The following is a 14,865-nucleotide window of genomic DNA, read 5'->3' as shown; positions in this document are numbered from 1 at the left end:
CACAGCCCCGCCGCCCACCGACCGCTCGACGCGGAGTCCGCCGCGGACGACCGTGATCAGTGGCCCCTGGGGACGTTCGTCGATGCGGTCGAGACGTCCCTGCGCGATTTCGTCGCGACGCAGCAGGCCACGGTCGACTCGGTCGGTCCCATCTACACCGACGCCGTGGCAGAGCTCACCTCCTTCGTCTTCCGCGGCGGCAAGCGGATCCGCCCCGCCTTCGCGTGGACGGGCTTCCTGGGTGCGGGCGGCGATCCGCACGCCGCCGAGGCCGACGCCGTCCTCGACGTGTGCTCCGCCCTCGAATTCGTCCAGGCGTGCGCGCTGGTGCACGACGACATCATCGACGCGTCCTCGACCCGTCGCGGATTCCCCACAGTCCACGTCACCTTCGCCGAACGGCACCGCGCGGCCGGGTGGCGCGGGAACTCGGACAAGTTCGGCGAGTCGGTCGCGATCCTGCTGGGCGACATCGCGCTCTGCTGGGCCGACGATCTCGTCCGCGCGGCGGCACTGGACTCCGCCACGTCGGCACGCCTCGCTCCGGTGTGGTCTGCGATGCGCACCGAGGTGCTCGGCGGACAGCTGCTCGACATCGCCGTGGAGGCCAGTGGAGACGATTCCGTCGAGGCCGCGCTCCAGATCGACCGCTACAAGACGGCGGCCTACACGGTGGAACGCCCTCTCCTCATCGGCGGCACGCTCGCCGGCGCCGGCCCCGACCTGCTGGAGGTCTACAGCACGTTCGGTGCGGACATCGGCATCGCCTTCCAGCTGCGGGACGACCTGCTGGGAGTGTTCGGGGATCCGTCCGTGACCGGCAAGCCGTCCGGCGACGATCTGCGTGAGGGCAAGCGGACGGTGCTCCTCGCCGCAGCCCTGGACGCGGCGGACGAACGCGATCCCGCCACCGCGGCAGCTCTGCGCGCGGGAATCGGCACCGACCTCTCCGAGGCTGCCGTCGACGACCTGCGTGCGCACATGATCGATCTCGGTGCCGTCGACGACGTCGAGCGCCGCATCACCACACTGACCGACAGCGCCCTGGCGGCGCTTAACGCGTCCGATGTCACCGAGGACGCCAAGAGGCGGCTCACGGCCATGGCCTACACCGCCACCAGGAGAACCTCATGACGCATGCCACCGTGTCCGGACCCACCGATCACGTGATCGTCGTGGGCGCCGGTCTGTCCGGCCTCGCCGCGGCGCTCCACCTCCGCGGCACCGGTCGCGAGGTCACCGTGATCGAGAGGTCCGACACCGTCGGCGGCCGGGTGGGTTCCGTCGCGGCGCCGGGCTACCGCATCGACACGGGCGCGAGCGTTCTCACGATGCCCGACCTGATCGATCAGGCGCTCGCCGCGGTGGGTGCGACCCGCGAGTCCACCACGCCTCCCCTGCGTCTGACACCGTTGCATCCGGCGTACCACACCCGTTTCGCCGACGGCACCACCATCGACGTGCACTCCGATCCCGAGCGGATGATCGCGGAGGTCGGCGAGAAGTGCGGGCCGGACGAGGCTCGGCGCTACCGCACGCTCCGCGCGTGGATCGGATCGATGTTCGACGCGGAGTTCGACCGCTACATCGACGACAACTTCGACTCACCGCTCGACCTCGTGGGCGAGCGCACGGCACGAGCGAACACGCTGACCCTGCTGCGCCTCGGGGGGTTCGGAAAACTCGGAAAGCGGATCGACAAGCTCATCGACGACCCGCGACTGCGCCGTATCTTCACCTTCCAGGCTCTCTACGCCGGGGTCGCGCCCGCCAAAGCTCTCGGGGTCTACTCCGCGATCTCGCACATGGACACGTCGTTGGGTGTGTCGTTCCCGGACGGCGGAATGCAGTCGATCGCGAACGCGATGGCCGACGCGTTCGTGAGCGCGGGCGGCACGCTGCTGCTCTCCACCGGCGTGGCCGCCGTCGAGAAGGGCGGGACCCGCGCTCGCGCGGTGGTGACCGAGAACGGCGAGCGGCACACGTGCGACTCCCTGATCCTCACTCCGGATCTCCTGGTGACGGATCGCCTTCTCGCCACCGCCGGCATCACCGTGCGCCGCAAGATCCGGGCGTCACCGTCCTGTGTCGTGGTGCACGGCCGCGTGCCGGTGGACGTCACCGCGCGGTGGTCGTCCCGCTCGCACCACGTCATCGACTTCGGGCACAACTGGAACGAGACGTTCGAGGAGCTCACCGCCTCGCGCGGGCGCGGCACACTCATGTCGGACCCGTCGTTGCTCATCACCCGGACCTCGCTGACCGATCCGGCTCTGCGCGTCACGCACGACGGCGTCGAGCAGGAGCCCATCTCGATCCTCGCGCCCTGCCCCAATCTCGACAGCGCGCCGTTGGACTGGTCCGCCATCACCGACCCCTACGTGCGGGAGATCCTGCTCGAGATGGATCGCCGCGGTTACACCGGCGTGTCCGAGCACCTCGAGATCGACCACATCGACACGCCGGCCACCTGGCTCGCGCAGGGGATGGTCGCGGGAACCCCGTTCTCGGCGTCGCACATCTTCCGCCAGACCGGCCCGTTCCGGCGCCGCAACCTGGTCAAGGGCATCGACAACGTCGTCCTCGCCGGGTGTGGGACCACCCCCGGAGTGGGTGTGCCGACGGTGTTGATCTCGGGTCGACTGGCCGCCGAACGCATCGATCCGTCCGTGCGTCGCTCGGCCCGTGTGGCCGTCTGACGGCGGGCCGGTTCGTCTTCCGGTCCGGAGCCTCTAAACTCACGTGAGTTCAGCCCGGCTTCCGCACGGTCGCCGGCATGTCGCGTCTTCCGGGGAGGAACATGACGACGTCCTCCCCACTCCGGGCCGCGGACGCCACCGACGAGTCGTCGTGGCGATCGACACGACGGTTCTTCGGGGGACGCGCCGGCCGCGCCACGTTGGTGGGTCTGGCCGGGTCCGCGCTCATCACTTTCGGCGGTTTCGGCTCGGGTGCCGTGCGCCGTCGTGACCCGCTGCTCGAGGCGATGCACCTGTCCTGGCTCCGCTTCGGGCACGGACTCGTGTTGTCGACCGTCATGGTGTGGATCGGCGTGCTGCTCATGATCGCCGCGTGGGTCCGTCTCGGACGCGCCACTCTCGGTCACCGGACCACGGTGCGGCAGCTGCGCTGGGTGGTGCCGCTCTGGATCGCGCCGCTCCTGCTCGCGGTCCCGATGTTCAGCCGCGACGCGTACTCCTACCTCGCACAGGGCGCCCTCCTCCGGGACGGGTTCGACCCGTACGCCGTCGGTCCCGTCGCCAATCCCGGTGTGCTGCTGGACAACGTGAGCAACGTCTGGACCACCACCACCGCGCCCTACGGCCCGCTGTTCCTCCTGCTGGGCGAGGGCATCACCTCGCTCACGGGCGACAACGTGATCGCCGGGACGATGCTCCTGCGCCTGACCATGCTGCCGGGGCTCGCCCTCACCATGTGGGCGGTCCCCCGCATCGCCCGACACTTCGGCGCGGATCCTGCCGTGGCCCTGTGGCTCGCCGTGCTCAATCCCCTGGTCCTGATCCACCTGATCGGCGGCGTCCACAACGAGATGCTCATGGTCGGTCTCATGACGGCCGGCATCGCCGCCGTCCTCGACCGGCACCACGTCGCCGGGATGGGGCTCGTCGCGGTCGCCGTGGCGATCAAGGCCACCGCGGGCATCGCGCTGCCCTTCCTGGTGTGGATCTGGATGCTCCACGAGCGCGACCGGCTCCGCACCGAGAACGAGGCGCGGGCCGAGCGTGGTGACCCGCCGCGACGCCAGCACGTCCTGCTGGTGTTCGCGAAGACCGCAGGTATCGGTTTCGCCGTGTTCGTCGCGGTGTTCGTCGTCGCGTCCCTGGTGGCCGGCGTCGGCATCGGCTGGCTGACGGCGCTCTCGGGCTCGGCCAAGATCATCAACTGGCTCTCGCTGCCGACCATCCTCGCTCACCTGGTCACGGTCTTCACCGGGTGGTTCACGGGCGCTCGGCTCGGCCCCGTGCTCGAGGTGACCAGGATGCTGTGCGCGGTGGCTCTTGCCGCGATCCTGGCCACGGCGTGGTGGCGATCTCGCCACTCGGAGCGCGGCGCACTGCTGGGCATCCTCGTGTCGCTGGTGGCCATCGTGATCCTGTCCCCGGCCGCTCTCCCCTGGTACTACTCGTGGCCTCTCGCCGTCGCCGCAGGTCTCACCATGTCGGCGACCACTCTGACCGTGCTGGTGGGTCTCTCCGCCTGGCTCATGTTGGTGTTCCAGCCGGACGGGTCCATCGGTCTCTACACGTTCCCGCACGTCGTGCTGGCGACGTTCGCCGCAGTGGTGGCCGCGCTGTCGCTCCGGACGGTCGATCCCCTCCGCCTGCGGGCCGTCACACACCCGGAGCACGAGAACACGTTCGTCCCGGCCCCGCGCGTCCGCGCCGAGACCGCCCGCTCGGACCAGCCCCGTCCGGACCAGCCCAGCCAGGAGTTGACCGAGTGACCGATCTTCCCGAGGCCTACGCGCTGTGCCGGGACGTGGCAGCCGAACACGGTAAGACGTACTTCCTCGCCACCCGCCTGCTGCCGACCGACCGTCGGCCCGCGGTGCACGCGCTGTACGCGTTCGCACGCATGGTCGACGACATCATCGACGTCGACATGATCGCCGAGCGCGGCGACGACACGGCGGTCGCACTCGACCTGGCGCTGCTCACCCGCATCGAGGAGCGACTGAACGAGGGTCTCGCCTCGACCATCGCCCCGCCGACGTCGGTCCCGCCCGGACCCGACCGGCGCAACGAGCTGATCCTGGCGGCCCTGTTCGACACCGCACGTCGCTACGACATCCCGTCCGAGTACTTCACAGCCTTCATGACGTCGATGCTCATGGACGTACCGCACTCGGCGATCTACAAGGATCGCTACGCCACCATGGACGAGTTGTCGACGTACATGTACGGCTCCGCCGCCGTGATCGGGCTGCAGATGCTCCCCGTCCTCGGCACCGTGTGTCCGGTCGAGGAGGCCCGCCCGACGGCGTCCGCTCTCGGCGAGGCCTTCCAGGTCACGAACTTCGTTCGCGACGCGGGCGAGGATCTCGCGCGCGACCGCATCTATCTGCCCGGCGACGTGCTCACCGCCTACGGCGTCGACGAGGACCTCATGTGGTGGTGCCGCCGCACGGACTCCGTCGACCCTAGGGTCCGCCGCGCTCTGGCCGACATCATCGCCACCACCCGCGCGCTCTACCGCACCGCCGAGCCCGGCATCGCCCTGCTGGAACCGCGGGCGCGCGAGGGCATCCGGGTCGCGTTCGCGCTGTACCAGGACATCCTCGAAGCCGTGGAGAACGACGGTTACCGGTCGTTGTCCGTCCGCTCTCGCGTGGGCACTCCTCGGCGCGCTCGTGTCGCCGCGACCGCGGCCGGTCGAGGTCTTCTCGTCAGAGCCGGAGAACGGCTCCCGCGGCCCGGGTCACGCGCCGCCTGATCCGATCGAGCGCTAGAAGGCCATGGCCTGGGCGCGGCGGATGATCTCGCGGGCGTGGTCGCCGCGCAGCACGTCGGCCGGCATGCCCGGCAGACTGTCGTCCGGGGTGAAGAGCCACCGCAGAATCGACGGGTGGTTGTAGCCGCCGTCGAGCAGAACCGCGATCGCACCGGCGAGGTACTTGATCGGCTCGCCGTCCTCGCCGACGAACTTCGCGGGGATCGAGACCACTCGATCGCGGCGCACCGCGATCAGCTTGTGCTCACGCACCATCTGGTAGAGCTTCGTCACGGGGACGCCCATGATCTCGGCGGCGTCGGGAATCGCGATCACGGCCTCGTCGGCAGGCAGGACGTCGTCGCAGTAGGGAATGGCACTCACGCGGTCAAAGGTAGTCACGGCCCGCCGCCAGGACAATTCGCCGACGCCCGCCTCCCGCGCCGTGTTCCCGCACACGTGACTGCTACCTCATCCGTCACACTGGCTACCATCGGATGATCGGCATCGATCGATGCGAGAACACGACAGGAGAGTGGACGCAGGTGACAACGTCAGGTCCGTCGCTGCTCGGCGCGCTGCTGGACCGTCGTTACCGCGTCGACGCGCCGATCGCCCGCGGCGGTATGTCCACGGTCTACCGGGGTCTGGACCTGCGTCTGGACCGGCCCGTGGCCATCAAGATCATGGATCCCCAGTTCGCCGCCGACCCCGAGTTCGTGCGTCGCTTCGAGTTCGAGGCGCGCGCTGTCGCCCGGCTCAGCCACCCGGGTCTGGTCGCCGTCCACGATCACGGTCGCGACGGTCAGCACGCCTTCCTGGTCATGGAACTGGTCGAGGGCGGCACTCTGCGCGAGTTGCTCCGCGAACGCGGTCCCATGCCCCCGCACGCCGTCGCCGCCGTTCTCCAACCCGTACTCGACGGACTCGCGGTCGCGCACCGCGGTGGCCTCGTGCACCGCGACGTCAAACCGGAGAACGTGCTGATCTCCGACGCGGGCGAGGTCAAGATCGCCGACTTCGGTCTGGTGCGCGCCGTGGCCGCGTCGACGACGACGTCCAACAGCGTCATCCTCGGCACTGCCGCCTACCTCTCCCCCGAGCAGGTGACCACCGGATCGGCCGACGCGCGCAGCGACGTGTACTCGGCGGGCATCCTGCTCTTCGAACTGCTGACCGGACGCACGCCGTTCCAGGGAGACACCTCCCTCTCGATCGCGTACCAGCGCATCGAGAACGACGTTCCGCCGCCGAGCTCGGTGATCGCAGGGGTGCCGCCCCACTTCGACGCACTGGTGCGCGACGCGACGGCGCGGCGGCCCGAGGAGCGGTTCCGCGACGCCGGCACGATGGGCGACGCGGTGCGCTCGGTCACCAGGACCCTCGCTCTGCCCCACTATCGGGTGCCGTCCCCGTCGCGGTCGGCCGAGCATCTGAGCGCCGAGACGCTGAACGCTCCGCGCCCCTACGCTCCGCAGGCTCCGCGTACTCCGGAGACGGAGATCGTGTCGGTCCCCGCGGACGACTTCTCCGCCGCCTCCGACCGCGGGCAGCCGTCCACCGGCGGCGTTCAGCACACGCGGATGGTGACCACCGCGACTCCCCGCGGCGCCGACAAACCGCGGTCCACCGCCGCCGAGCCGGTGGACCGGAAAGCCTTCGCGTTCCCGGACTTCGACGCGGACAAGCGCAGGTCGCGTCGAGTCGCACTCACGTGGCTCGCGATCGTCGTGATCGTGGCGGTCCTGCTCGGCACCGTCGGCTGGTGGGCCGGGTCCGGCCGCTTCACCGCGGTGCCGGCGATCGACGGGCTCGACCGATCCACCGCCGTCTCCGCCATCGAGGCGGCCGATCTCTCGGCGACCGTCGAGGGCCGCTACACCGACAGCGATCCCGTGGACCGATTACTCGGAACCGATCCTCCCGCAGGGTCACGGATCGCCCGGGGCGAGACCGTGACCCTTCTCGTTTCTCAGGGCAGGCCCACCGTCCCGGCCCTCGGGAACGCGGACTCGACCACGGTGGAGGCGGCACTGCGGGAGCGGACGTTCGTCCCCGTGGACGGCGGTGACGCCTTCAGCAGCGCCGCACCCGTCGGTGCGGTCGCCGCACTCGACCCCGCGCCCGGGACGGTCCTGCCGGTGGGCAGCGAGGTCCGGGTGGTGACCAGCAAGGGCGCTCCCCCCGTCGACGTTCCCGACGTCCGGGGCGAGACGGAGCAGCAGGCGCGTGCGGAACTCGATCGGGTCGGCATCACCGTGGCGACGGTGGACTCCGTCTTCGACGAGGACGTCGACGGCGGCCGTGTCATCGGGACCGACCCGGCGAGCGGCACGTCCGTGACCGCGGGATCGACCGTCACGCTGCGGGTGTCGACGGCCGTGGAGGTGCCCTCGATGCTCGGACGTACCGTCGGCTCGGCGCGGTCGGAACTCGAACGCCTGGGGCTCGCCGTCGTGGTGCGCCAGGTCGCGCAGACGGATCGCTCGCTCGTCATCGCCCAGTCGCCCGGTCAGGGCGACCGAGTGCAGAAGGGCAGCACGGTCACTCTGACCGCGCTGCCCTGAGTTCTGCTCCGGCGATCAGCCGCGCAGCATCTCCGCGACGAGGAAGGCCAGCTCGAGAGACTGCTGCGTGTTCAGTCGCGGGTCGCAGGCCGTCTCGTACCGTCCGGACAGATCGAGGTCCGAGATGTCCTGGGCGCCGCCGAGGCACTCGGTGACGTTCTCACCGGTGAGCTCGACATGAATGCCACCCGGGTGCGTCCCGAGCTCGTTGTGCACCTCGAAGAAGCCCTGGACCTCGTCGACGATGCGGTCGAAGTGGCGCGTCTTGTAGCCGGTGGACGCCTCGTGCGTGTTGCCGTGCATGGGGTCGCACTGCCAGATGACCTGGTGACCGGTGGCCTGCACCTTCTCGATGATGGGCGGCAGCAGGTCCCGCACCTTGCCGTTGCCCATGCGCGAGATCAGCGTCAGCCGGCCGGGCTTGTTTGTCGGGTCGAGCCGCTCGACGTACTCGACGGCCATCTCTGGCGTCGTGCTGGGACCGATCTTCAGTCCGATGGGATTGGAGACCAACTCGGCGAACGCGATGTGCGCGCCGTCCAGCTGCCGCGTGCGGTCGCCGATCCACAGGAAGTGTGCCGACAGGTCGTAGAGCTTGGCGTGCTCGTCGTCGTTGTCCAGACGCAGCATCGCGCGCTCGTAATCGAGCACGAGCGCCTCGTGAGAGGCGTAGATGGTGGCCTGGTGCAGGTTCGGATCCGTGACGCCGCACGCGTCCATGAACTTGAGACCGTTGTCGATCTCGGAGGCGAGCTGCTCGTACCGGGCACCGGCAGGCGAGTTCTGCACGAACTCGCGGTTCCAGTCGTGCACCTTGTGCAGGTCGGCCATGCCGGCGCCGGTGAGCGCGCGCACCAGGTTCATCGCGGCGCTGGCGTTGGCGTAGGCGCGGACCAGGCGCGACGGGTCGTGCTGGCGGACGGCGTCGTCGGCCACGAGGGAGTTGACCATGTCGCCGCGGTAGGACTTCAGGCCCAGGGCGTCCACGTCGGAGGAGCGGGGCTTGGCGTACTGGCCGGCGATGCGCGCGACCTTCACCACGGGCATCGACGCGCCGTAGGTGAGCACGACGGCCATCTGCAGCAGCGTGCGGATGTTGCCCTTGATGTGGGGCTCGGTGTTGTCGACGAAGGTCTCGGCGCAGTCGCCGCCCTGCAGCAGGAACGCCTCGCCGCGGGCGACGGACGCGAGCTTCTCCGACAGCGCCTCGACCTCGCTGGCGACCGTGATGGGCGGCACGCTCTCGAGGACCTTGCGCATGGCCTCCGCCTGATCGGCGGGCCAGCTGGGCTGCTGCGCCGCCGGCTTGGCCAGCGCCACGTCGAGTTGCTCGCGCATCGACTCGGGCAGCGGGGGAAGCTCGGGCAAGCGTTCGATCGGAACGTCGACAGTCCAGTTCACGCGTACAGAGTAGTCGCCCGCTCCGACGGCCGGGACCAGCGGTGTGTCACTCCCGACCGGACCACGCTCTCGCGGCCTCGACGGCCCGGAACTTCGCGAGATTGTGCCGGGCGTCGGCGAGCGCGTCGTGCGAGTCGTCCGGCACCGGCGGCAGCGCGGGCGACCCGTGCTCCTCCCAGTACTGCTTCAACTCCCGCGTGTACCGCGGCATGATCCGCGGGAGCGCCGTCATCGAACCCCACAGCTGGCACAGCGCGACGTGGTCGTACGCCGCCACCCAGGCCCACATCTCGACGGTCGGTCCGACGGTGCCGTGCGGCGCCGACACGAACTCAAGAATGTCGTCGCGGATGCGGCTGCGCGAGCGCCAGAGCGGCGACGAGAACGGCGGGAGCTTCGGCAGGACGTTGCGGCGGACCCAGGTGCCCGCGCGCTCGGGATCGAACTCCGTGGACACGGCGTAATATTCACGCCCGTCCTCCGCCACGATCCCGATGGACACCAGATCGATCGTGCGGCCGTCCTCGATGAACTCGCAGTCGTAGAAGTAACGCACGTCTGCGAGCCTAGGTCACCGAAAGGATCCACCCCGACCATGACGTGGACTCTGCCGTCCGCCCCTCCCTACACCGGGCCGGGGGCGTCGCTGCCCCGACCGGTCGCCGTGATCGCGAAGGTCGCGGTGTGCGTCGGGCTCGTGGCGGGCATCGCGTTCAACGTGGTCGGTCTGCCCCCGCTGCGGGAGTGGGGTGCGATCTACCGGCTCGACCTCGACGTGTACCGCATCGGTGGCCGCGCTCTGCTCGACGGCGTGAATCTCTACGGAGTCCTGCCGCGCACCTTGGTGAACATCCCGCTGCCGTTCACCTATCCCCCGATGGCCGCGGTGTCCTTCGCGCCGATGGCGGTCCTCCCGCTGCCGGCGGCCTCCTTGATCATGACGGCGATGACGATGATCCTGCTCGCCGTCACGGTGGCGGTGTGCCTGCGCTCTCTGGTGCACCTGTCGGCCGGGACGACGGCGTGGGTCACGGGCGGCATCACCGCGATCGCGTTCGCGCTCGAACCGGTGTGGTCCACCCTCGACTACGGGCAGATCAACGTCGTGTTGATGTGCCTCGTCGTCCTCGACGTCCTGCTGAAGCGCACCCCGTGGCCGCGCGGTCTGCTCATCGGCTTCGTCACGGCCATCAAGCTCACGCCGGCGGTGTTCGTCCTCTACTTCCTGCTGCGCAAGCAGTACCGGGCGGCCGTGGTCACCGGCCTGTCGTTCCTCGGGTTCACGGCACTCGGATTCGTCGCGACGTTCCGCGACTCGGTGCAGTACTGGACCGAGGTGCTGCTCGACTCCGACCGCATCGGCGGGCCGGGGTACATCTCGAACCAGTCCCTCACCGGGATGCTCGCGCGGCTGGGTCTCGCGGACGGCCCGCGGACGATCGTCTGGATGGTGTGCAGCGCCGTCGTGGGGCTGGTGGCCCTCGTCGCGATGCGACGCGCTCTGGCGGCACACGAGTACCTGCTGGCCCTGTGCGTCAATGCCGCTCTGGGCCTGCTGGTCTCACCGGTGTCGTGGTCGCATCACTGGGTGTGGACGGTGCCGATGCTGATGGTCCTGGTGCACGTCGGCGTGACGCGGCGCGCCCCCGCACTGGTGGCCCTCGCCGTGATCGGCGCAGTGCTGCTGCACTATCCGTCGCACTGGCGCCTCGCGCCCGGACGCTGGAACGGCCTGGGCTGGCCCCTGTGGGACCAGATCCAGGCCTCGTCCTACGTGTGGTGGGGACTGGTGTTCGTGATCGCGGTGGCGGCGGTGCCGCTGCGCGATCGACGCAGTCCCGAACGCCCCGGGGTGACCGCCGAGGCGGTCTGACTCAGCCCGCGCGGGTGTCGGGGATGCGCGCGGCCTCGGTCGACGGAGCCGGATCCACCACGGGGGCGGGCGTCTTCTTCATGCTCGCCGCGTACACGTCGACGTACTGCTGACCACTGAGCTTCATGAGCTCGTACATCACCTCGTCGGTGACGGCGCGCTCGACGAACCGGTTGCCGGCCATGCCCTCGTACCGCGAGAAGTCCAGTGGCTTACCGAACTTCACGCCGAGCTTGGTGGGGCGCGGAATCCGCGAGCCGATGGGATTCATCTTCGCGGTGCCGATCATCGCGACCGGAATCACCGGGACGCCGCTCTCGAGAGCCAGACGCGCCATACCCGTCTTACCCTTGTAGAGCCGATCGTCCGGCGAGCGCGTGCCCTCCGGGTAGATACCCAGCACCTTGTTCTTCGCCAGCACGCGCAGTCCCGCGTCGAGCGCGTCCTGCGCGGCGGAGGCACCGGTGCGATCGATCGGGACCTGTCCCGCCGACGAGAAGAACCACTTCTGGAAGCGGCCCTTGAGGCCCTTGCCGGTGAAGTACTCGCTCTTCGCGAGGAACGTGATGCGACGCGGCACGACCAGGCACGCGTAGAACGAATCGAACACCGCCTGGTGGTTGCTGGCGAGAATCACCGGCCCGTCGTCGGGGATGTTCTCCAGGCCCTCCACGCGAGGACGGCCCATCACCTGCAACACCGGCCCGAGAAGGACGTACTTGAATATCCAGTACCACATGCCCGACATGCCTTTCTCGAAGTACCCGCGACCCGCACCGCGATGCCCGCGGCCCGCTCGGACATCTCGTGGGCGTAACTGTACCGGGGCTTTATGACACCAGCCACAGTTCGAGCGTCAGCTCGGACACATCTCACACCGCCGTCATCACCCGGCCATCGGCCGGACACGAATCCGTCCGCCGAGGCGGTCAGGCGCGTGCCGCGCCCACCTCGACGCGCGCCAGCTCGGCCGCGCCGATCATGCCCGCGGCCTCCCCCAACTGGGTTCCGCGTATCCGGGCGAGGGGCCGGTGGCCGGCGCCCGTGATCTGCGCGGCGTAGTGCTCACGGGCGGTGTCCAGGAACAGCGCGGACGACGTGGCGACGCCGCCGGCGATGACCATGCGGTCGGGGTCGTAGACGTCCGACACCAGCGCCATACCGATGCCGAGCCACCGTGCGAACTCGGACATCGTCTCGATGGCCACCAGGTCACCGTCCTGCGCGGCGTTGGCGATGCGTCGACCGGTGAGGGATCCGGGATCGAGGAAGGCCTCACGCGCGAGCACCGTCGATCCCCGCGGGTTGGCGGCGAGGAGCTCGATCGCCGTGTCCACCAACGCGGTACCGCTGCAGTAGCGCTCCCAGCAGCCGCGCTTGCCGCACGCGCACTGACGCCCGTCGGGAACCACCTGCAGGTGGCCGAGTTCCGGCGCGATGCCGTAGCTGCCGCGGTAGAGCTTGCCGTCGATGAGGAGTGCGGCGCCGATGCCGGTGCCGATCGCGATCATGACGACGTTCCCACCGCCCGCGGCCGCACCGAAGCGGTGTTCCGCCCACGCGGCGGCGTTGGCGTCGTGCTCGAGGATGACCGGGATGCCGAGGCGTTCCGTCATCTCTCGCGCGACCGGGCGGTTCACCCACGGCAGGTGGGGGGCGAAGCGCACGACGGTGCGGTCGGAGTTGATGAACCCGGCGACGGCGAGACCGACGGCCGCGATGTCGTGGCGGCTCGCGAGTTCACGCACGGCCCGGTCGATGCCGTTCTCGAGTGCGCGGGAGGACTGCGGCGTGGGCGCCTGGGTGGAGTCGAGCACCTGGCCGTCGACGTCGACCACCGACGCGCGGATGCTGGTGCCGCCCACGTCGATGCCGATGGTCAGAGGCCGGCTGGACCGGGACTGGGCGCTCACGTCTGCGGCATCCTCACGTGGTGGCGGGCGACCGGTGTCACCGGTCGCGATCGGGTCTGCGTGCCGGGTCGGGTTCACGCGTCCTGGTCACCGTAATCGGCTGGTAGCTCGCGGGGCGAACGACGGGTGACGCAGCGCCCTCCGGCGCGTCGGCTCGTTCCGCGGCGCCGGGCGTGTGTCGCCCCGAACCGTGGGTCTGCAGGAAGTCCCGGAGCACGTCGATCAGACCGTCCATCTCACCGGTGACCAGCGTCAGCAGATCGTGGCGTTCCCCGCGCAGGGCGGCGGCGAGAGCGCAGAACGGGCACCAGGAGCAGCCCTGCCACTCGGGCGCGTCCTCGGTGTCGAGGCGGCGCAGCACCGGCTCGACCCGGTCGATGAGCAACTCGGCCAGCACCCGGAGCTCGGCCGCCAGGTCCCGCCGGCCCTCATCCATCGCCGGACTCCCCCGGTACGTCCGCCTTCTGCAGGTTCTCCGGCCACAGCGCCGGGTCGGGAGCGAAGGTCACGGACAGCACGCCGTCGTCGACGCCGGCACCGGTGACCACGCACCGACGCAGCACCGACGCCAACCGCAGTCGTCGTCGACTGCCCTGCGCACTCACGATCACGTCGTCCTCCACCCGACCCACCGCCACCGAGTCCGTGTCGACGAACGGCAGCGGGACGTCCATCACGTACACCGAGTCCAGGCCCTGCCCGGACTCGTGCCGCACCCGCGGCGACAGCGCGGGCAGCGCGCCGCCGTGTCCGGCCGCCACCTGCCCGTTCAGGTCGGCCGCGACGGCCCCCAGAGCAGTCGACCCTACCGGCTCGGTGGGCTGGGCCGACACGACGTCGACGCGGAGGTCGCCCACAGCGCCGCGGAACTCCGCCAGCGCCGCGCGATGCTCCGCGTGCGCCCGGTCCATCCAGAACACGCCGGGATGCGTGCCCAGCACGGACGACGGCGCCCCGGCCCCGAGGTCCGGGATCACCCCCACGGCCACCACACGATCGACGCGGACGCCGTGGAAACTGGTGACTGCCAACAGCTCTCGCGCCGTTGCGAAGGACCGCGCGGTCGGACGCGAGACGACGACCGCAGAGGTCCGTCCGTCGTCCTCGAGCACGGCGGTGACCGACGTCGCCGCCGCCACGACACGATCGACGAGCTCCACCAGGACGGCCGCGCGGACGTCCTGGCCCGTCGAGGCCACGACGCGGGCATGACGTGGCCAGATGCGTTCGACGTACCCCGCGACAGCTCCGGGGGTCGCGACGATCTCCCGCCAGGACATCGGTCCGGGGCAGTCGACGATCACGTCGTCCCACTCGCCGCTGTCGGCGACGCGCACCACCTCGAGCAGCGCGGTGAGCGGCTCGGCGCCCGGCAGCGACGTCAGCTCCTCGGGATCCGGCAGCGTCGGACCGGCGCCGTGGTCGTGGCGTCCGGCCATCGCCAGAGCCGTGGTCAGCAGGCGGTACTGCGATTCGAGAACGGCCGAGGGGTCGATGCGCAGCACCTCGACGGCGACGTCGGGCACCAGGTCCGACGGATCCGCGCCGTCGACGGACGCGAGAAGCACACGCCGACCGGCGCGGTGTGCGTCGACGGCCAGGGCCGCGGCGACGGTGGACTTGCCCGCACCGCCGGCTCCGACGACGAACGTGATCCGCG

General features: G+C 70.1%; 13 protein-coding genes. 6 read left to right on the top strand and 7 right to left on the bottom strand.

Annotation, left to right across the window (positions count from 1 at the left end; genetic code table 11):
* Nucleotides 1-66 precede the first annotated feature (66 nt).
* From ASG69_RS16770 to ASG69_RS16755, 4 genes are all read left to right on the top strand, one after another.
* Nucleotides 67-1,134, top strand: a complete 1,068-nt coding sequence (locus tag ASG69_RS16770) for a polyprenyl synthetase family protein (RefSeq protein ID WP_027505836.1) — start codon at nt 67-69, stop codon at nt 1,132-1,134.
* Nucleotides 1,131-2,699, top strand: coding sequence for a phytoene desaturase family protein (gene crtI / locus ASG69_RS16765; protein WP_056445609.1), 1,569 nt, complete (start codon nt 1,131-1,133; stop codon nt 2,697-2,699). Before ASG69_RS16770 ends, crtI begins: the two co-directional genes overlap by 4 nt.
* Before the next feature lie 101 nt (nt 2,700-2,800).
* Nucleotides 2,801-4,465: an alpha-(1->6)-mannopyranosyltransferase A gene (locus ASG69_RS16760; RefSeq protein WP_056445611.1), complete on the top strand. Its 1,665-nt coding sequence runs from the start codon at nt 2,801-2,803 to the stop codon at nt 4,463-4,465.
* Nucleotides 4,462-5,454: a phytoene/squalene synthase family protein gene (locus tag ASG69_RS16755; RefSeq protein ID WP_056445613.1), complete on the top strand. Its 993-nt coding sequence runs from the start codon at nt 4,462-4,464 to the stop codon at nt 5,452-5,454. Before ASG69_RS16760 ends, ASG69_RS16755 begins: the two co-directional genes overlap by 4 nt.
* Before the next feature lie 12 nt (nt 5,455-5,466).
* Here the strand turns inward: ASG69_RS16755 and ASG69_RS16750 are convergent, their stop codons facing one another.
* Entirely contained in the window at nt 5,467-5,835 is a 369-nt protein-coding gene (locus tag ASG69_RS16750; RefSeq protein ID WP_027505833.1) for an Rv2175c family DNA-binding protein, read from the bottom strand.
* Nucleotides 5,836-5,996: 161 nt separating this feature from the next.
* On the opposite strand from ASG69_RS16750, the gene pknB reads away from it, so the two are divergent.
* On the top strand, nt 5,997-8,018 hold the full coding sequence (gene pknB, locus ASG69_RS16745) for a Stk1 family PASTA domain-containing Ser/Thr kinase (RefSeq protein ID WP_056446271.1): 2,022 nt from the start codon (nt 5,997-5,999) through the stop codon (nt 8,016-8,018).
* A gap of 15 nt (nt 8,019-8,033) precedes the next feature.
* Here pknB and ASG69_RS16740 read toward each other — a convergent pair whose 3' ends face one another.
* Nucleotides 8,034-9,419 (bottom strand): class II 3-deoxy-7-phosphoheptulonate synthase, encoded by a 1,386-nt coding sequence (locus ASG69_RS16740; protein ID WP_027505831.1) that lies wholly within the window; start codon nt 9,417-9,419, stop codon nt 8,034-8,036.
* 46 nt (nt 9,420-9,465) lie between these two features.
* The gene (locus ASG69_RS16735) at nt 9,466-9,975 is read right to left on the bottom strand and encodes a polyadenylate-specific 3'-exoribonuclease AS (protein ID WP_027505830.1); all 510 of its coding nucleotides are present in this window, start codon (nt 9,973-9,975) and stop codon (nt 9,466-9,468) included.
* A gap of 39 nt (nt 9,976-10,014) precedes the next feature.
* Here ASG69_RS16735 and ASG69_RS16730 point away from each other — a divergent pair, with 39 nt between their 5' ends.
* Entirely contained in the window at nt 10,015-11,292 is a 1,278-nt protein-coding gene (locus tag ASG69_RS16730; protein WP_082544522.1) for a glycosyltransferase 87 family protein, read from the top strand.
* A 1-nt stretch (nt 11,293) separates the two neighbouring features.
* On the opposite strand, the gene ASG69_RS16725 is transcribed toward ASG69_RS16730, so the two are convergent.
* From ASG69_RS16725 to ASG69_RS16710, 4 genes are all read right to left on the bottom strand, one after another.
* Nucleotides 11,294-12,031, bottom strand: a complete 738-nt coding sequence (locus tag ASG69_RS16725; RefSeq protein WP_027505828.1) for a lysophospholipid acyltransferase family protein — start codon at nt 12,029-12,031, stop codon at nt 11,294-11,296.
* Between the two features lie 190 nt (nt 12,032-12,221).
* Nucleotides 12,222-13,205: an ROK family protein gene (locus ASG69_RS16720; RefSeq protein ID WP_056446276.1), complete on the bottom strand. Its 984-nt coding sequence runs from the start codon at nt 13,203-13,205 to the stop codon at nt 12,222-12,224.
* 37 nt (nt 13,206-13,242) lie between these two features.
* Nucleotides 13,243-13,641: a hypothetical protein gene (locus ASG69_RS16715; protein WP_056445616.1), complete on the bottom strand. Its 399-nt coding sequence runs from the start codon at nt 13,639-13,641 to the stop codon at nt 13,243-13,245.
* Nucleotides 13,634-14,860, bottom strand: a complete 1,227-nt coding sequence (locus ASG69_RS16710) for an ArsA family ATPase (RefSeq protein ID WP_268788588.1) — start codon at nt 14,858-14,860, stop codon at nt 13,634-13,636. Before ASG69_RS16710 ends, ASG69_RS16715 begins: the two co-directional genes overlap by 8 nt.
* Between the last annotated feature and the right edge of the window lie 5 nt (nt 14,861-14,865).

Origin of the sequence: Rhodococcus sp. Leaf225, assembly GCF_001426145.1 — a bacterium.
Classification (GTDB): domain Bacteria; phylum Actinomycetota; class Actinomycetes; order Mycobacteriales; family Mycobacteriaceae; genus Rhodococcoides.
The sequence above is the reverse complement of the archived record's forward strand: the minus strand, read 5'-3'. Positions and strand labels throughout refer to the sequence as shown.